Raw genomic sequence first — 18,134 nt, forward strand, 5'->3', positions numbered from 1 at the left:
GTACCGGGAAGGCAGACGGTTCCGGGAAGGCAGACGGTTCCGGGAAGGCAGACGGTTCCGGGAAGGCAGACGGTTCCGGGAAGGCAGACGGTTCCGGGAAGGCAGACGGTTCCGGGAGGAGCGCCGGTCGGGCGGAGGATTCCGGTCGGGCTGAGGGTTCCGGGAGCGCCGAGAACGCCGGTCGGGCCGAGGACGCTGGTCGGGCCCAGGGTTCCGGGAAGGCCGCGGCCTCCGGGAACGCCGAGGTCGCCGGGAACGCTTCCCGCTCCGGGAAGGCCGCGGCCTCGGGGAACGCCGAGGGCGCTTCGGGCGCCGGCGACGGTGGTCGTACGGAGGCTCAGCAGCCCTCGGACACGGCGGCCACCCCCAGGAACCGTCCCATCCCGGCGCCCCAGGACCGCACGGCCTCCATGGCCCGCGCCCGCCAGGCGGCCCGCGACGCCCGCACGGACCAGAACGCACGGACGGCCTCCGGCAGCGAGCCCGCGCTCGGCGGCACGTCGGCCTCCGGCGGATCCACCGCGTCCCGCGAGGGCGGTGCGGCCTCCGCAGGGTCCCCGGCCTCCGGCGGCTCCACGGGTTCCGGTTCCGGCGGCGGCACCGCACCGCGTGACGCCTCCGCCTCCGGTGCCACGTCGGCGTCCGGCGGCGAGACCTCCGACAAGCGGAGCGCCTCCGACAAGCAGGACGTCTTCCAGAAGCCGCAGGTTCCGGGGGCCCGGGCGCCCGAGAAGCCGCAGGTTCCCGGCAGCCGCGTGCCCGCGGAGTCGCCGTCGGTCGAGAGCACCCAGGTGCTCCGGCGCATCACCCCGCCCAGGGGCCCCCAGGCGTCCTCGAAGGACCCCGGCAAGACCGGCGAGCAGGCGCCCGAGACCACGCAGGTGCTCCGGCGCGTGAACGCACCCCGCGCGGGCGAGCCCGGCGGCCCCGCCAAGACGGCCTCCCCGGCTTCTGCGGCGACCCAGCCGAACCCCACCGGCCCCACCTCCCGCACGTCCGGCGCACGCCCCGGCGGCCCCGGCCGAGCCGCCCAGGCGGCCGGTGCGGCAGGCGCAGCCTCCGCCGCCGGTGCCGCCGCTCAGGCGTCCCCCGCGGGTGCCGTGGGCGCGGCCGCCCCCGGCCCCCGTACCGGCGCGGGCGCCCGGAACCCCGGCCAGGGCCCCACCACCCCCGCCGCCTCCGCGGACGGCCCCGCCCCCGAAGGCGCCGGCACCGGCAAGAAGCCGAAGCCCAAGCGCACCGGACTGCGCAGGCTGGTCCCCACCTGGCGGATGGTGCTCGGCACCTTCGTCATCGGCGTCCTCCTGATCATCGGCCTGTTCTTCCTCGGCTACTCGATGGTCAACATCCCGCCCGCCAACGCCCTCGCCACCAAGCAGAGCAACGTCTACCTCTACGCCGACGGCTCCCAGCTCGCCCGCGACGGCCAGATCAACCGCGAGAACGTCAGCCTCGACCAGGTCTCCAAGGACGCCCAGCACGCCGTCCTGGCCGCCGAGGACCGCGACTTCTACAGCGAGTCGGCCATCGACCCCACGGCGATGCTCCGCGCCGCCTGGAACACCGCGACCGGCAAGGGCAAGCAGTCCGGCTCCACGATCACCCAGCAGTACGTGAAGAACTACTACCTGGCCCAGGAACAGACGGTCACCCGCAAGGCCAAGGAGTTCTTCATCTCCATCAAGCTCGACCGGAACAAGTCCAAGGACGACATCCTCGAGGGCTACCTCAACACCAGCTACTTCGGCCGCAACGCCTACGGCATCCAGGCCGCCGCGCAGGCCTACTACAGCCGCGACGCCAAGGACCTCGACCCGGCCCGCGCCGCCTACCTCGCCGCGCTCGTCAACGCGCCCAGCGAGTACGACGTCGTCGCCCACCCCGAGAACAAGGCCGCGGCCGTCGCCCGCTGGAACTACGTCCTCGACGGCATGGTCAAGAAGGGCTGGCTCAGCCAGTCCCAGCGCGCCGGCATGAAGTTCCCCATGCCCAAGGAGCAGACGGTCTCCACCGGCCTGTCCGGCCAGCGCGGCTACCTCGTCGAGGCGGTCAAGCACTACCTGACCACCAACAACATCATCGACCCCGACCAGCTCGCGCTCGGCGGCTACCGCATCACCACCACCATCCAGAAGAACCGGCAGGACGCCTTCGTCAAGGCCGTCAACGACCAGCTGGTCTCCAAGCTCGACAAGAAGAACAACAAGGTCGACAACTACGTCCGCGCCGGCGGCGCCTCAGTCGACCCCAAGACCGGCAAGGTCGTCGCCATGTACGGCGGCATCGACTACGTGAAGCAGTACACCAACGGCGCCACCCGCGGTGACTTCCAGGTCGGTTCGACCTTCAAGCCCTTCGTGTTCACCTCCGCGGTGCAGAACGGCTCGACCACCCAGGACGGCCGCACCATCACCCCGAACACCCAGTACGACGGCACCAACGAGCGCCCCGTCCAGGGCTGGAGCGGCGGCGGCTACGCCCCGCAGAACGAGGACCAGAAGTCGTACGGCCAGATCACCGTCACCAAGGCGACCGACCTGTCCGTGAACGCCGTCTACGCGCAGATGGCCGTCGACGTCGGCCCCTCCAAGGTCAAGCAGACCGCGATCGACCTCGGCATCCCCTCCGGCACCCCGGACCTCCAGCCCTACCCGTCCATCGCCCTCGGCACCGCCACCGCCAGCGTCCTGGACATGGCGGAGGCGTACGCGACCCTCGCCAACCACGGCCGGCACGGCACGTACACCCTGATCGAGAAGATCACCAAGGACGGCACGGACGCGGTCAAGCTGCCCGACCAGCCCGTCAAGCAGGCCGTCAGCCGCGAGGCCGCCGACACCACCACCTCCATGCTGAAGAGCGTGGTCGACAACGGCACCGCCACCGCCGCCCAGAACGCCGGCCGCCCCGCGGCCGGCAAGACCGGCACCGCGGAGAACGACACCGCCGCCTGGTTCGCCGGCTACACCCCGAACCTCGCCACCGTCGTCTCCGTGATGGGCCAGGACCCGGTGACCGCCAAGCACATGCCGCTGTACGGCGCCCTCGGCCAGCCCCGCATCAACGGCGGCGGCGCGCCCACCCAGATCTGGGCCCAGTACACCCACGACGCGCTGCAGGGCACCTCGGCCGACGACTTCGACCTGCAGCTCCAGCAGGGCGCCGACCAGCCCCAGCCGCCCATCTCCACCAGCCCGACCCAGCCCGGCACCACCACCGGCCAGGACAACGGCACTCCCACCGGCACTCCCACCGGCGGCACCCCGACCGGCAGCCCCACCACCACCGGCGGCACCGCCGGCACCCCCACCAACGGCGGCACGACGACCGGCGGCAGCACCACCACCGGTGGCAACACCACCAACGGCGGCGGGACCACCGGCAACACCACCGACGGCGGCGGCACGACCGGCAACACCACCGACGGCGGCGGCACCACGAACGGCGGCGGCACCGCCGGCACCCCCACCAACGGCGGCACGACCAACGGAGGCGGCACCACAGGCGCCGCCGCGGGCGCCGCGGGCGGTGGTGACCCAGCCCCCTGACGCCCGCGTCAGTGACCGCTGGTCGCCTTCAGCCCCACCACGGCGACCAGCAGCAGACACACGAAGAAGATCCGGGCGGCGGTGACCGGCTCACCCAGCACCACCATGCCGAGCACCGCCGCACCGGCCGCCCCGATGCCGACCCACACGCCGTAGGCGGTACCGATCGGCAACGACCTCGCGGCATACGACAGCAACACCATGCTCGCGACGATCCCGGCCCCGGTGAACACACTGGGCACCAGCCGGGTGAACCCCTCGCTGTACTTCATCCCGATCGACCAGCCCACTTCCAGCAGACCGGCGACGACCAGCGCGAACCAGGCCACGACAGACACCTCCGAGACGAACGACTGACTCTTCCGGTGCGTCGTCCTTGCCTGCATCCCGGTACGGCGCGTCTCGTCGGGCTCACTCCCGAACCTAGCAAAGGCACGACAAAAAGGGCTGGTGACCACGGTCACCAGCCCTTCTCGGCCGCATCAGAGATGTCAGAGGTAGAGACCGGTGGAGTCCTGCGACCCCTCGAACCGGTCCGCGGCCACGGCGTGCAGATCACGCTCGCGCATGAGCACGTACGCCACACCCCGCACCTCGACCTCGGCCCGGTCCTCCGGATCGAACAGGACCCGGTCACCCGGCTCCACGGTCCGCACGTTCTGGCCGACCGCGACGACCTCGGCCCAGGCCAGCCGCCGCCCCACCGCCGCGGTGGCGGGAATCAGAATGCCGCCCCCCGACCGCCGCTCACCCTCGCCGGCCTCCTGCTTGACCAGAACGCGGTCGTGCAGCATCCGGATGGGCAGCTTGTCGTGCTGAGGGGTGCTGTGCTCGTTTCTCTTGGCGCTCACGCCTCGAACCTACCTGCCCCGGCCGCGTCTGTACGCGCTCGGGTGGCCGTCGTCTCAGCGCCTGCGCCGCCGGGACGACAGAGCCAGCAGCCCCACGACCCCGGCCGCGACGAGCGCCACCGGCACGACCCGCTCCAGCCGCAGCGCGCCGTCCTCGTCCACGAACTGCGCCCGTACGTCACTCACCACCCGGTTGACCTGGACGTATGCCCGCCCCACGGTGTGATCGATATTGGCGACGACCTTGGCCTTCGCATCCCCGACGATCGTCTTCGGATGCACCCGCACCCCGATCTCGTCGAGCGTCTCGGCCAGCACGTCGCGGCGACGCTTGATGTCCGCCTCGATCTGCGCCGGGGTTCTGGTGTCCGCCGTGTCCGCCACCGTACGGCCTCCGAAGTCTGCTGAATGCTGTTCCGGACAGTCTGTCAGCTCCCACCCGCGCCGCACCGCAAGGGCCCCCGGTTACGCTGGTCCGATGAGCGAGCGACTCCAGCCGGGGGACGTGGCCCCCGCATTCACCCTCCCCGACGCCGACGGGAACGAGATCTCCCTCGCGGACCACAAGGGCCGCAAGGTCATCGTGTACTTCTACCCCGCCGCCCTCACCCCAGGCTGCACCAAGCAGGCCTGCGACTTCACCGACAACCTCGAGCTCCTGACCGGCGCCGGCTACGACGTCGTCGGCATCTCCCCCGACAACCCGGAGAAGCTCGCCAGGTTCCGCGACAAGGAGTCCCTCGAGGTCACGCTGCTCGCCGACCCGGACAAGAAGGTCACCGAGGCGTACGGCGCCTACGGCGAGAAGAAGAACTACGGCAAGACCTACATGGGCGTCATCCGCTCCACGATCGTCGTCGACGAGGAGGGCAAGGTCGAACGGGCCCTCTACAACGTCCGCGCGACCGGCCACGTGGCCAAGATCATCAAGGACCTGGGCATCTGAGCCGCCCGACCCCGCCGCCGACGGCTCGCACCGGACCGACCCGGTGCGAGCCGTTTTCCTCTTTCCGGGCGTGACTGTCCGATAACCGGTTCGTTGCTCCGTACGAGCCGCGCACACGCGGCCGGAACGGAGGGGGCTCGATGGAGGCCGGCACCTACACCAAGCGGCGCCTGGAGGACGCGGTCCGCGGCGCGCACACGCTGTCGGAGGCACTGGAACGGCTGGGGGTGGACCCACGAGGCCCGGCCCGCCGCTACGTCCTCGGGCGGATGAAGAAGCTGGGAGTCGACGTCTCCCACCTCGAGCGCGAGGGCGTGAAGTGGACGAGGGAGCCCCTTCAGCGGGCGGTGACCGCCTCCACCAACATGTGCGAAGTGCTCCGCCACCTCGGCCTGGAGGTCGTCGGCGGCCACCACACCCACATCAGCCGCAGGATCAGGGCTTACGGGATCGACACGTCGCACTTCCAGGTGCCGACGCGACGAGGAAAGCCCTGGCGTGCCCGTACACCGAAGGCCCTGCTGGTCGAGCAGCCCGTCGGTCAGGCGCGGCGCGTCCCCGGTGACCGGCTCAAGTGGGCGATGACCGCCGTAGGCGTGGCGGAGCGATGCGCCGGCTGCGGCACGGAACCGGTCTGGCGGGGGCGTCCGCTCCCGCTGGAGGTCGACCACATCGACGGCAACTGGCGCGACAACCGCATCGGCAACCTCCGGTTCCTCTGCCCCAACTGCCACTCCACGACGGACAGTTACCGTGGCCGTGGCAAGACGGCTCGGGGTGGCGCCGGATGAGCGGGGGCGTGCGGTACACGCGTGAGCGGTTGACCGAAGCCGCCGAGCGGTGCGCGAGCCTCGACGAGGTCATCGCCTTCTTCGGCACGCGCCCTTACGGCAAGTTGCGCCGATACCTCCTGCGGCGATTCGCGCACTTCGGGATCGACGTCTCGCACTTCCGCGACTCAGGCAGGCCTGCCCGCCCCGGGGCCGAGGAGTTGCGCGCGGCTGTCGCCGGGTCGGTCTCCATCGCCGGGACGCTGCGTCGGCTGGAGCGCCCGGACACCGGCACTCAGCGGGCGTTGCTGCGCCAGTGGGTCGCCGAGGACGGCCTGTCGACCGCGCACTTCCTCGGGCAGGCCCACCAGCGGGGCAAGACCCGCACGGACCGTGCCAGGCGGCCCGAGGACATCCTGGTCCGGCATGACAGCGGACGCCGGACGCGGACCCATCTGCTGCGTCGTGCGCTCTGTGAGGTGGGCGTACCGGAGGCGTGCGCCGAGTGCGGGATCGGTCCCGAGTGGCTCGGCAGGCCGATGACGCTGGAGGTCGACCACGTCAACGGCGACTGGAGCGACGACCGTCGGGAGAATCTCCGGCTGCTGTGCCCCAACTGCCACGCGACGACCACCACCTGGTGCCGAGGGGGACGGGGTAATCCTTCGAAGCAACGTAGGGGTGACCGGTAGCATGTGCGTGCACGCGGCCGTGGCGGAATTGGCCTACGCGCAACACTTAGGATGTTGTGGGAGAAATCCCTTGAGGGTTCGAGTCCCTCCGGCCGCACAGCTTTGAATCGAAGGCCCGCCCAGTGCCACTGGGCGGGCTTTCGTCCTCAGCCCAGCAGCTCGCGGACCACCGGTGTCAGTGCGCGGAACGCCTTGCCGCGGTGGCTGATCGCGTTCTTCTCGTCCGGGGTCAGCTCCGCGCAGGTGCGGGTGTCTCCGTCCGGCTGGAGGATCGGGTCGTAGCCGAAGCCGTTGGCGCCGGCCGGTGCGTGCCGGAGCAGCCCGCGCAGCTGGCCCTCGACCACGCGCTCGGTGCCGTCCGGCAGGGCGAGGGCGGCGGCGCAGGCGAAGTGGGCGCCGCGGTGTTCCTCGGCGATGTCGGCGAGCTGGGCCAGGAGCAGGTCGAGGTTGGCCCGGTCGTCGCCGTGGCGGCCGGCCCAGCGGGCGGAGAAGATGCCGGGGGCGCCGCCGAGGACGTCGACGCAGAGGCCGGAGTCGTCGGCGACGGCGGGCAGTCCGGTGGCCTGGGCGAGGGTGTGGGCCTTGAGCAGGGCGTTCTCGGCGAAGGTGACGCCGGTTTCCTTGACGTCGGGGATGTCGGGGTAGGCGTCGGCGCCGACGAGTTCGTGGGGCAGGCCTGCTTCGGCCAGGATGGCCCTGAGTTCGGTGATCTTTCCGGCGTTGCGGGTGGCGAGGATCAAGCGGGTCATGCCGTCAGTATTCCTCGCCGCCCGGTCACAGTTCGGCCTGGCCGGCGCCCTTGAGTGCGCTGAGGTCGAAGACGCCGGCCATCCTGGCGAAGCCCAGGTCGCTGGGGTGCAGGTGGTCGCCGGAGTCGTAGTCGGGGCGCAGCCGGCGGGGGGCGTAGGGGTCGCGGAGGGCCCGGTCGAAGTCGACGACGCCGTCGTACACGGTGCCGGCGCGGATCTGGGCGTTGACCTGCTGTCGTACGGCTTCGCGGGCGGGGGTCCAGCCCGGGTGGCCCTGGAAGGGCATCAGGGTGGCGCCGACGACCTTGAGGCCGCGGGCGTGGGCCTCGCGGACGAGGGTGCGCAGTCCGGCGACGATCGTGTCGGGGTCGGCGAGGCGGGGGTTGCGGATGATGTCGTTGATGCCGAGGTCGATGACGACGGCCTTGACGTTGGTGCGGGAGAGCGCGTCGCGGCCGAAGCGGCGCAGGCCGCTCTGGTTCTCGGCGGGTCGGCCGAGGCCGTCGGCGAGGACCTGGTTTCCGCTGATGCCTTCGTTGACGACGCTGTAGCGGGGGAGTTGGCGGCCGCTCTGGAGGGCGGTGCGCAGTCGGCCGCCGAGGATGTCGGGCCAGCGGTGGTTGGCGCCGGTGGTGGAGGTGATGCCGTCGGTGATGGAGTCGCCGAGGACGACGACGGTGCCGTCGGCCTCGTTGCTCAGGACGTCGAGGGCGGTGAGGTAGCGCCAGTAGGGGGTCTGCTGGGTGTAGGGGGTGCCGGTGGAGTCGTCGGTGGCGTCGCCGGTGGCGACGTAGGAGATCTGCCGGGCGTGGGGGTGGTAGGTGACGGGGCCGGAGGGGGTGGGGGAGTAGGTGGTGACCAGGACGTCGCTGTCGTGGGGTATGGCGACGCGTACGGCGTCGCTGAGGGTCTGTTCGCCGGCGGGTATGACGACGCTGGTGCTGCCGTTGAAGGTGAGGCGGCGCATCGTTTCCGCGTCGGCTGCGGCGGTGCCGTCGCCGGCGGAGAGCGCGAGGGTGGCGTCGGTGATGGTCAGGGGTGCCTGGCCGTAGAGATTGGACAGCGTGATGCGGGCACTCGTACCTCCGGTGTCCGCGTGTACGACGTTGCGGACGGAGCGGCCGGCCATGCCGGTCGTCTCGGTGCCGGGTTCGCCGCCCACGGGGGCGGTGGACCAGGAGCCGACCCAGGTGCCGGTGGAGGCGGGTGCGGCGTTGGAGTCGCGGTGGGGGCGGTTGTCGGCGACGGTGCCGCTGGAGGTGCCGTCGCCGGTCCCCACGGTGACGTATATGGCGGCGCAGACGGCCACGACCAGCGCGACGAGGGCGCTCAGCAGGCCATAACCATGACGCTTGGTCACGCTTTTGTTGTTCTCCTCGGGAGATGGGAGCCCGAGGCTCCGATCTTTGTACGCCCATGATGCGTCATGGGCCGGGGAGAACTGACAGGGCCCTGCCCAATTCTCCGCTCCGAAAAGACGCCGGGAACTCCTGTTTCGTTCCGGGAGTCGGTCAGGAAGGGACAATTGTGTGCGGGATCACCGAACGGGCGGAGCTGATGGAAGCTAGCGAGACGGGAACAGCGGGGCGGCCCACGTCGTACCGGACGATGACGGCCTTCACCCCGGCCGACGAGGAGCGTCGGCGCGGTGTGCGGCGCATGAAACTCACCGCGGCGGGTCTGCTGCTGTTCGTGGCGGTGGTGTATGTGCTGGCCAAGCTGGCCGGGCACGAGGGGGCGGGGCCGTGGGCGGACTATGTGGCCGCGGCGGCGGAGGCGGGCATGGTGGGCGCGCTGGCGGACTGGTTCGCGGTCACGGCGCTGTTCCGGCATCCGCTCGGTCTGCCGATTCCGCACACGGCGATCATCCCGAACAAGAAGGATCAGCTGGGTGTCTCGCTGGGGGAGTTCGTGGGGGAGAACTTCCTGTCGCAGGAGGTGGTGCGGCAGCGGCTGCGGGCGGTCGGGATCGGCAGCCGGCTGGGTGCGTGGCTGGCCGAGCCGGAGCACGCGGACCGGGTGACGGCGGAGCTGGCGACGGCGTTGCGGGGTGCGCTGACGGTGCTGCGGGACTCCGATGTGCAGGCGGTGGTCGGTGAGGCGATCACCCGTCGGGCGAACGCGCAGGAGATCGCGCCGGGCATCGGCAAGATGCTGGAGAAGGTCGTCGGCGACGGCGGGCACCGGCGGGTGGTGGACCTGGTGGTGTCCCGGGCGCACGACTGGCTGGTGCTGCACGGCGACAGCGTGATGGACGCGGTGCAGGGCGGTGCGCCGGGCTGGACCCCGCGGTTCGTGGACCGGAAGGTCGGCGAGCGGGTGTACAAGGAGTTGCTGCGTTTCTGCGCGGAGATGCGGGACATGCCCTCCCATCCGGCGCGTGGGGCGCTGGACCGGTTCCTGACGGACTTCGCCTCCGATCTTCAGTCGGACACGGAGACGCGGGCGCGGGTGGAGCGGCTCAAGGGTGAGGTGCTGGGCCGGGGCGAGGTGCAGGACCTGATCGCGTCGGCGTGGACGGCCGTGCGGTCGATGATCGTGGCGGCGGCGGAGGACGAGCGCAGTGAGCTGCGGCTGCGGGTGCGGGCGGCGTTGCTGTCGCTCGGGGCGCGGATGGCGAGCGAGCCCAAGGTGCAGGACAAGGTGGACAGCTGGGTGGAGGGTGCGGCGGTGCATGTGGTGACGACGTACCGCAAGGAGATCACGTCTTTGATCACGGACACGGTGGCCGGCTGGGACGCCGAGCACACGACCCGGAAGATCGAGGCGCACATCGGCCGTGATCTGCAGTTCATCCGGATCAACGGCACGGTGGTGGGGTCGCTGGCGGGTCTGCTGATCTACACGGTGTCGCGGGTGCTGGGTGCCTGATCCGGCGTGATTCGGCGGGACAGGGGCACCCGTCCTGCCGTCCCCCGATGCCGAGGGACGTCCTTCGTCGAGGAGGGGAGCCCATGGCCGCATCAGCGCAGACGCCGTCACCGGACACCGGGGAGACCGGCCGGACCATCACCACGAACATTCCTGCACGGCTCGACCGACTGCCGTGGTCCCGCTGGCACTGGACGATCGTGATCGGCCTGGGCACGGTGTGGATCCTGGACGGCCTGGAGGTCACGGTCGTCGGCAACATCGCCAGCCGGCTGGCCGAGCCCGGCAGCGGTCTGTCGATCACGTCCGGGCAGATCACCGGTGTGGCGGCCGCGCTGTATGTGGCTGGTGCCTGTACGGGCGCCCTGTTCTGGGGGCGGCTGACCGACCGCTTCGGCCGGAAGAAGCTGTTCATGATCACCCTGGCGGTGTATCTGGCGGCGACGGCCCTGACCGCGGTCTCCTGGGAGGCCTGGTGGTTCTTCCTGTTCCGCTTCCTGACCGGTTTCGGTATCGGTGGTGAGTACGCGGCGATCAACTCCGCGATCGACGAGCTGATCCCGGCGAAGTACCGCGGCCGGGTGGACCTGATCATCAACGGCAGCTTCTGGCTGGGCGCGGTCGGCGGTTCGCTGCTGTCGATCGTCGCGCTGAACACGAACCTGCTGCCCGCGAACGTCGGCTGGCGTCTGACGTTCGCCCTGGGCGCGGTGCTGGCCCTGGTGATTCTGCTGGTACGGCGTCATGTCCCGGAGAGTCCGCGGTGGCTGCTGATCCACGGCCGGGACCGGGAGGCGGAGGAGATCGTCCGCGGTATCGAGCGGCAGGTGGAGGAGGAGACGGGCGGCCGGCTGGCCGAGCCGGAGGGCGAGCTGGAGATCCACCAGCGCAGGAGCGTCACCTTCATGGAGATCGCCCGCACGGTCTTCGGCGAGTACCGCAGGCGGGCGGTGCTGGGCTTCTCCCTCTTCATCGGGCAGGCGTTCCTGTACAACGCGATCACGTTCGGTTTCGGCGCGATCCTGACGAAGTTCTTCAATGTGCCGGCCGATCACACCGGCTACTACTTCGCGGTCATCGCGGTCGGCAACTTCTGTGGTCCGCTGCTGCTCGGCAAGCTGTTCGACACGGTCGGCCGGCGGGTGATGATCTCGTCGACGTATCTGCTCTCGGGTCTGCTGCTGTTCGGTACGGCCTGGCTGTTCGGGCGGGGTTCGCTGAGCGCGGGCACGCTGACGGCCTGCTGGTGCGTGGTGCTGTTCTTCGCCTCGGCGGGCGCCTCCAGTGCCTATCTGACGGTGTCCGAGATCTTCCCGATGGAGACGCGGGCGATGTCCATCGCCTTCTTCTACGCCCTCGGTACGGCGGCCGGCGGTATCAGCGGTCCGCTGCTGTTCGCCGATCTCACCGGTACGGGCAAGGTCGGTGACACGGTGTTTGCCTTCTCGATCGGGGCGGCGCTGATGTGCGTGGCCGGTCTGGTCGCGGCGTTCCTGGCGGTGAACGCGGAGCGGCGTTCCCTGGAGGACATCGCCCGTCCGCTGACGGCGGTGGCCAGTCGGGCCAAGGAGGCCACCAAGAAGGCCCGCCCGTCGGGCCGTGCGTCGGGTCCGCAGGGTCCGGCGGCGCCGCCGGCGGCGAGCAGGCCGTGAGGCGGGGGCCGGGACGCAGGCCGTGAGGCGGCCGTGACGCGGGCCGGTCGACGGCGGCACCGGGGGCGGGGTGTCAGGCCCCGGTGGTGGACCCGGGCCGCACGATCATGAGGATCGTCACGGTGGCCCACAGCAGGTTGAACAGCCCGGTGACCATGGCGAGCCGCGTGGTGTGCCGGGCTGTGCCGCCGCCTTCGACGAGCGTGTTCTGGAAGGGCAGCACCAGCGCGGCCAGGACGAGGGCGGCGAGGGCGGTGAGCGCGATCGACACGATCAGCCAGGCGCTGCCGAGCACGCCCATCCGGCTCGCGGTGGCGAACCCGAACACGGGGACGACGACGCCGACGACGGCGTACACCCGGCAGATCCGGTGGAGCAGCCGCAGCGTCGCGGCGGCGTCCTCGTCGTGCGGTGCGGCGAGCGCCCGGCGTGCGGCGGGCGGGAACATGCCGGCGGCGACGGTCACGGGTCCGACGGCGACGATCGCGGCGAGGACGTGGACGGCGAGGAGGAACTTGGTCACGGAGGGACGCTAGGCGGGCGGGGAGCCGGCCAGAAGTGGCCGGATTGCCAGGTGTCAACGGATTCCCGCCGGCCGTTCGGCCGGGCCCCCGCGGCGAACCGTGCCTGCTGGGCCGCTGTTGGCGACAATCCGTCGTACGTATAGCTTCCCGCCATGCACACCGTGGCCGTACTGGCGCTGGACGGCGTCATCCCGTTCGATCTCTCCGCCCCCATCGACACCTTCGGCTGGGCGCGCCTGCCCGACGGCCGGGTGCCGTACCGGGTGCGGGTGTGCTCGGTGCGGGAGGAGGTGAGCGCGGGTGCCTTCATCGTGCGGGCACCCCACGGCCTCGACGCGCTCGCGGAGGCCGACACGATCATCCTGCCGGGGGTCGCGGAACCACCGGAGGTCCTGCCGCCGGGGGTGGCGGAGGCGCTGCGCGCCGCGGCGGCGAACGGCACCCGCATCGCCTCGATCTGCGTCGGCGCGTTCCTCTTCGCGGCGACGGGTCTGCTGGACGGCCTGCGGGCGACGACCCACTGGGTCGCGGCCCCGCGACTGGCCGAGCGGCACCCGGCGGTGACCGTCGACCCGAACGTCCTCTACGTCGACAACGGCCGGTTCCTCACCTCGGCGGGCGCGGCCGCGGCCATGGACATGTGCCTGCACATGATCCGCAAGGACTTCGGCTCGGCCGTCGCCGCGCACGCGGCCCGGATGTCCGTGATGCCGCTCGAACGGGAGGGCGGGCAGGCCCAGTTCATCGTCCACGACCTGCCTCCGGCCCCGGCCGGCGCGACGCTGGAGCCTTTGCTCCAGTGGCTGGAGGACAGCTGTGAACGCGATCTGACGCTGGACGAGATCGCGGCGAAGGCGGGCATGAGCACCCGCACCCTCAACCGCCGCTTCCGCGAGCAGACCGGTACGACACCGCTGCAGTGGGTGCACCGGGCGCGGGTGCGGCGCGCGCAGTATCTGCTGGAGACGACGCCGTACTCCGTCGACCGTATCGCCGCGCAGGCGGGCTTCGGCTCCCCGACGGCCTTCCGGGAACGCTTCCGCCGGGTGGTGGGGACCGGCCCGCAGGCGTACCGGAAGGCGTTCCGGGCGGGGCTGGGCTGAACGGGCAGCGGCCCGTCACCCACCGCTGAGCGTGAACGGGTGCGCGGGGCCCGCTCCGTGGGGCGTCACGGGTGGCCGGCGCAGACCTTCCAGTTGCCGTCCAGGTCCTGCTCGACGGGCATGGTCCTCGTGCGGCTCTCGGTGGCGCCGTCGCCGTTCCTGGTGCGCAGGGAATAGGTGACGTCCGCCCGCCTGCCGTCGATCTCCTGCTTGGTGACGTCGATGGCGGCGAAGCGGATGCCGCGCATGCCGGCGCGCATCTCCCTCCAGTTGCCGTCGTCCTCGACCCGTGCGCGCAGGGAGGAGCAGGACAGGTCCGCGACCTCGGCCCGGTCCAGGTCGACAGCGGCGTGCAGCCAGTCCTTGGTGACGCCGCTCGGGCTGGGCCGGTCGGCGGAGCACGCGCCGGCGGCGAGGACAAGGGTCATCGCGACCGCCGCGAGAGCCGCCGGGAGGGCCTGCCCGGGCAGGGGTGAAGAGGGCATGGACGGTCCTTGCGAGGGTGAGGTCAGGCGGCGCGCGGGGCGCGTGCGGGGACGGCCGGTGTCGCCCGCTGTCGCCGAGATCCACGATCTTGGCGAGGTGAGCATGACCGCGGCGGGCCCGATGCGCAAGAGGGGTGACCGGTCGGCGGGGGGATGGGTTGTGTGTGAAATGTGAAGGCCGCGAGGTGGGTCGTCGCGCGACGGGGGTGCGTGCGGCGTCGGTCGATGCGTCCGGCCACCGTTGCCCGGGGTCGCGTAGTTGCAGCTCGGGATGGTTTTCCTGGCGACGCGCCGGTCGGCCTTCGGGGTGCCGGGCGGTTCGGCGGCCGCCTTCACCATCTTGTGTGTACACGCCATCTTCACAATCGGCACTCTGCGTGCCAAGATCTTCGCACCACGTCCGGTGCGCCAGGACGCGTCGTCGTGCGCATCCCTTCCGAGGGGGGCACGCACACATCAGGAGCCCACGCCTCATGCCGAGACACCCTTCTCTCCCCGCGGCAGCGGTGGCGGCAACCGTGCCGACGTCGAGCCCGGGCTGCCATGTCACCTGCCGTGCCTGGTCGTTAGAGGCGGTCAGGGCGACGGCTTCCCGCGCGCTCTGACAACGTAGTCATTCGGGGCGGGGTGGGGCGGGGCGGGGCTGCGGCGGGCTCACGCCGGGGGCGGCGCAGCGGGGTGTGGCTGCGGTGGGTTCGCGCCGGTAGCGGCGAAGCGGAAGTGCGGCTTCGGTGGGTTCGCGCCGGGGGCGGCGAAGCGGACTGCGGCTGCGGTGGGTTCGCGCCGGTAGCGGCAGGCAGGGCGCGTATCGGTTCGTACGCCCGGGACTTCAAGCCCCGGGACTTCAGGCCCCGAGCCTTCAGGGCACGCGTTCGCGTTCTCCCGTGACGGTCTCCGCGGCGCACCGGAACCGCCCGGATCCGATGCCTGCCCCCTCCTCCCTGTTCCCCCTTGCTCCACCTTCCGGCGGCCGTCCGCCGCCCCGTCCCACCGTCGGGCCGACCGGTGAACGGCCGTCACATGTCCGCCGCCACGCGGCTCCGCCCGCTCATGCGGTGACCCCGTACGACAACGAGGAAAGCAGGTCATGCCCACTCCCTGTGCCCACTGCGGCGCCCAGTTGGCCGACCAGGTCCGCTTCTGCGGCGCCTGCGGCCGCCCCACGTACTCCCCGGCACCGGTGCCCCCACCCATGCCCGACGCGCCCCCGCCGGGCGCGGCTGCCGGAGCCGCGGGCCCCGCCACCGCGCACATCCCGCCGCCGCCGCTCCCGCCGGCCGCCTTCACCGGCCCCGGCGGCTCCGCGGGCGCCGCCGTCTCCGCCGCGCTGGTGCGCCTGGCCAAGGGCGACTGGGTGGGCCCGGCGCGCATCGTCGCGTACCCCTTCGCGATGCTGCTGGTGCTGGCGCTGGTCGCGGCATGCGCCCTGGCTTCCCAAGGGAGCGGTTTCGCCGAGGCGTTCGGCACCGGCCTCGCGCTGGTGCTGACCTCGGTCGGCGCGCAGCTCGGTCTCGGCCTGGGCGAGGGGTCCACGGCGATCACGGCCTCGGCGCATGTGCTGGCCGTGCCCTTCACCGCCACGCTGCTGTACGCCGGGGCCTGGTGGTTCGGCGCGGTACGTCATCTGAGGCGCTGCCTCCCCGAGCGCGTGCCGCCCAGGGAGACCGTCCTCGTGGCCGTGCGCGCCCTGCTGCTCGCCACCGTGCTGACCATGATCCTGGCCTGGCTCTCGGGCGCGTCGATCCCGGTCATGGACCCGTCGTCGGGGGACGACTCGTCGTTCTCCATGGGCGATCTGATGGGCCTGAACGAGTTGCGTCTGACGGTGTCCTCGTCCCCCTGGGCCGCCGGCTGGTGGACGGCGGTCCTGGCCGGTGCGGTGCTCTGCCTCACCCTGTGCCGCCCGTCGATCGCCGCGTACGTCACGCGGCGGGGGCTGGCGGAGCGGTTGGCGCCGTGGCTGGTCGCCGCGCGCAACGCCCTGCTCTGCCTGGGGATACCGGTCGCGGTGGGCGCCGTGGCGAGCGTGATCGTACTGGTGGCGCGCGGCGGAACCTCGGCGGTGATACCCGCCCTGCTGTTCGCCCCCAACCTCGGTGTGATCGCCCTCGGTTTCTCCTTCGGCGTCCCGTTCAAGGTGACCGTCTCCGGACTCTCCGGCAGCGCGGGCGCCTTCGGCTCCGGTGACCACGGCGTGAGTGTCTCCCTGTTCGACCTGCACGACCTCAGCGGATGGCTGTGGCTGACCGTACTGCTCGGCCTGGGGGCGGTGGCGATGCTGGCCGCCACGGTCATCCGCGAGCGAGCGGACCGGGCCGCCCGCCTGCGGACCCTGGTGTGCTTCGTGGCCCTCTTCACGGCAGCGGCCCTGGTGACCGGCGACAGCGCCGATCTCTCCGTCGAGGGCGACGTGGTGCAGCTGGTCCAGGCGTTCCTCGGCGACCTGCTTCCCTACGGCACCGATGCCGAGGTCTCCGTCGGGCTGTCCGTACTCGGTGCGGTGCTCGGCGCGGCCGTGTGCGCAGCCCTCGGCCTGTTCGTCGCCCCCAAGGCGGAGCCCTTCCTGCGGGCGAGGACGGCGGCTGCTTCTGGGCCGGCGGGGAGTGCCGGTTACGTCGGCGGTCCTGGAACTGCGCCGGATGGTGTCGTTGATACGACTGCCGCTCCTGCCGCTGCTTCGGCCTCTGTGCCGGCCTCCGCTCCCGTTTCCGACGGTGCTTCGGTCCCTGACTCGGGTACGGCCTCGACCCTGCCTACGACCCTTGCTTCCGCCGGTGTTGCGGCCTCTGCCTCTGCTCCGGTCTCGGTCGCCGCTTCTGTCGCTTCTCCCGCCTCCCCGGCCGTTTCCGCACCGGTCGACCGACCGGCTGAGGCCGCGCCTCCGGCGGAGAGTGAGCCCGCGGAACCGGCGGAGCCCGAGCAGGACGATGCGCCCGGCGATGAGCAGGACGCTGTGCCCGACGATGAGCAGGACCCGGCGCCGGACACCTCCGCGCCCGCCACCCCCGACACCCGTGACCAACCTGACGCGGACGCCGAGCAGCCACTCCCACCCGCACCGCCCGCAGCGGAACTCCACGTTGCCCAGACGATGTCCGGACACCGACCCCAGCCGGCGTACCCGCAACCACAGCCCCCACAGCCCATGCCGGCCACCGCGCCCGCCCCGTCGGCGCATCCGGTGCCCTCTCCGGCGCCCAGGCCCGGCGGCCGTCGCAGAGGGACGGTCATCGCGGTGACGCTGCTGGCGACCGCCGTTGTGGCGGGCGGCGGAACGGCGCTCGCCCTCCGCCTCCAGTCACACCCGGCGCAGCCCCACACGCTCGCGGCGGCGCCCTCGCCCAAGCCGTCCGCGTCCGTCGGCGCAGCGGCGGCGACGAGCCAGCAGCCCACGGCGGCCGCCGGGGACTCGTCCGTCACGCAATCGTCGTCACCGTCCCCTGACCTCCCGCAGGCGGCCGAGCAGGTGGAGGCCATGCTCAAGGAGAACGAGCCTCTGCGCGGCCGGGTGCAGACAGCCATCGGGAACGTACGGCAGTGCTGGTACGGGTCGTCCCCGATCCAGGACGCGCGGACCGAACTCCTCAACGTGGCCGACCGCCGCGACGACCTGGTCCGTCGCCTCGGCGAGCTCGCGCCGGACGCGAACGGCGACCTCAACTCGGCCGTGGACGCCCTGTCGCAGGCGTGGACGGCATCCGCGCTGGCGGACCGCGACTACGGCTCCTGGGCCTCCGACGTCGCCGGCTACGTCGACGCCGATCCGGTGAACGGCTGCCCCAAGGACGGAGCCGCGTACGACGACGGGGCGACCGAGCACAACAACGAGGCGAGCAAGGCGAAGCAGCGATTCGTGAAGCTGTGGGCGCCGCTGGCAAAGCAGTACGGGTTGACCGAGGTCAGCGCCGGAGACCTCTGACGGTCCGAGCGCCGGGCAGTCACC

At 71.7% G+C, this 18,134-nt stretch carries 15 protein-coding genes and 1 tRNA gene; 9 read left to right on the plus strand and 7 right to left on the minus strand.

Annotated elements, in window-relative coordinates; genetic code table 11:
* Window positions 1-791: 791 nt before the first annotated feature.
* On the plus strand, window positions 792-3,548 hold the full coding sequence (locus ACWEN3_RS08050) for a transglycosylase domain-containing protein (RefSeq protein WP_452967154.1): 2,757 nt from the start codon (window positions 792-794) through the stop codon (window positions 3,546-3,548).
* Window positions 3,549-3,556: 8 nt separating this feature from the next.
* Here the strand turns inward: ACWEN3_RS08050 and ACWEN3_RS08055 are convergent, their stop codons facing one another.
* From ACWEN3_RS08055 to ACWEN3_RS08065, 3 genes are all read right to left on the minus strand, one after another.
* Window positions 3,557-3,877, minus strand: coding sequence for a DMT family transporter (locus ACWEN3_RS08055; RefSeq protein ID WP_452967156.1), 321 nt, complete (start codon window positions 3,875-3,877; stop codon window positions 3,557-3,559).
* Window positions 3,878-4,039: 162 nt separating this feature from the next.
* The gene (locus tag ACWEN3_RS08060; protein ID WP_452967118.1) at window positions 4,040-4,399 is read right to left on the minus strand and encodes a GroES family chaperonin; all 360 of its coding nucleotides are present in this window, start codon (window positions 4,397-4,399) and stop codon (window positions 4,040-4,042) included.
* Between the two features lie 54 nt (window positions 4,400-4,453).
* A complete protein-coding gene (locus ACWEN3_RS08065; protein ID WP_452967119.1) occupies window positions 4,454-4,783 on the minus strand; it encodes a DUF3618 domain-containing protein in 330 nt (109 codons plus the stop codon).
* 94 nt (window positions 4,784-4,877) lie between these two features.
* On the opposite strand from ACWEN3_RS08065, the gene bcp reads away from it, so the two are divergent.
* The 4 genes from bcp to ACWEN3_RS08085 all read left to right on the plus strand — a co-directional run bounded on the left by bcp (window position 4,878) and on the right by ACWEN3_RS08085 (window position 6,904).
* A complete protein-coding gene (gene bcp, locus ACWEN3_RS08070; protein ID WP_452967122.1) occupies window positions 4,878-5,345 on the plus strand; it encodes a thioredoxin-dependent thiol peroxidase in 468 nt (155 codons plus the stop codon).
* A 140-nt stretch (window positions 5,346-5,485) separates the two neighbouring features.
* The gene (locus ACWEN3_RS08075) at window positions 5,486-6,136 is read left to right on the plus strand and encodes an HNH endonuclease signature motif containing protein (RefSeq protein WP_452967125.1); all 651 of its coding nucleotides are present in this window, start codon (window positions 5,486-5,488) and stop codon (window positions 6,134-6,136) included.
* Window positions 6,133-6,807, plus strand: a complete 675-nt coding sequence (locus ACWEN3_RS08080) for an HNH endonuclease (RefSeq protein ID WP_452967128.1) — start codon at window positions 6,133-6,135, stop codon at window positions 6,805-6,807. Before ACWEN3_RS08075 ends, ACWEN3_RS08080 begins: the two co-directional genes overlap by 4 nt.
* 13 nt (window positions 6,808-6,820) lie before the next feature.
* A tRNA-Leu gene (locus tag ACWEN3_RS08085) sits at window positions 6,821-6,904 on the plus strand.
* Window positions 6,905-6,953: 49 nt separating this feature from the next.
* Here ACWEN3_RS08085 and rdgB read toward each other — a convergent pair.
* Both rdgB and ACWEN3_RS08095 read right to left on the minus strand, forming a co-directional pair.
* Window positions 6,954-7,556 (minus strand): RdgB/HAM1 family non-canonical purine NTP pyrophosphatase, encoded by a 603-nt coding sequence (gene rdgB, locus ACWEN3_RS08090; protein WP_452967130.1) that lies wholly within the window; start codon window positions 7,554-7,556, stop codon window positions 6,954-6,956.
* Window positions 7,557-7,581: 25 nt separating this feature from the next.
* Window positions 7,582-8,916, minus strand: a complete 1,335-nt coding sequence (locus ACWEN3_RS08095; RefSeq protein ID WP_452967132.1) for an SGNH/GDSL hydrolase family protein — start codon at window positions 8,914-8,916, stop codon at window positions 7,582-7,584.
* A 197-nt stretch (window positions 8,917-9,113) separates the two neighbouring features.
* Here ACWEN3_RS08095 and ACWEN3_RS08100 point away from each other — a divergent pair, with 197 nt between their 5' ends.
* Window positions 9,114-10,427 carry a DUF445 domain-containing protein gene (locus tag ACWEN3_RS08100; RefSeq protein ID WP_452967135.1) on the plus strand — a complete coding sequence of 438 codons (1,314 nt, stop codon included), beginning with the start codon at window positions 9,114-9,116 and terminating at the stop codon, window positions 10,425-10,427.
* An 83-nt stretch (window positions 10,428-10,510) separates the two neighbouring features.
* Window positions 10,511-12,079, plus strand: a complete 1,569-nt coding sequence (locus ACWEN3_RS08105; protein ID WP_452967138.1) for an MFS transporter — start codon at window positions 10,511-10,513, stop codon at window positions 12,077-12,079.
* A 73-nt stretch (window positions 12,080-12,152) separates the two neighbouring features.
* On the opposite strand, the gene ACWEN3_RS08110 is transcribed toward ACWEN3_RS08105, so the two are convergent.
* Window positions 12,153-12,602, minus strand: a complete 450-nt coding sequence (locus ACWEN3_RS08110) for a hypothetical protein (protein ID WP_452967140.1) — start codon at window positions 12,600-12,602, stop codon at window positions 12,153-12,155.
* A 153-nt stretch (window positions 12,603-12,755) separates the two neighbouring features.
* On the opposite strand from ACWEN3_RS08110, the gene ACWEN3_RS08115 reads away from it, so the two are divergent.
* The gene (locus tag ACWEN3_RS08115; protein WP_452967142.1) at window positions 12,756-13,706 is read left to right on the plus strand and encodes a GlxA family transcriptional regulator; all 951 of its coding nucleotides are present in this window, start codon (window positions 12,756-12,758) and stop codon (window positions 13,704-13,706) included.
* A 65-nt stretch (window positions 13,707-13,771) separates the two neighbouring features.
* Here ACWEN3_RS08115 and ACWEN3_RS08120 read toward each other — a convergent pair whose 3' ends face one another.
* Entirely contained in the window at window positions 13,772-14,191 is a 420-nt protein-coding gene (locus tag ACWEN3_RS08120) for a hypothetical protein (RefSeq protein ID WP_452967145.1), read from the minus strand.
* A 1,087-nt stretch (window positions 14,192-15,278) separates the two neighbouring features.
* Between ACWEN3_RS08120 and ACWEN3_RS08125 the strand changes: the two genes are divergently transcribed.
* On the plus strand, window positions 15,279-18,110 hold the full coding sequence (locus tag ACWEN3_RS08125) for a hypothetical protein (protein ID WP_452967147.1): 2,832 nt from the start codon (window positions 15,279-15,281) through the stop codon (window positions 18,108-18,110).
* The last annotated feature ends 24 nt before the right edge of the window (window positions 18,111-18,134 follow it).

The sequence above is a fragment of the Streptomyces sp. NPDC004561 genome (genome assembly GCF_053602155.1).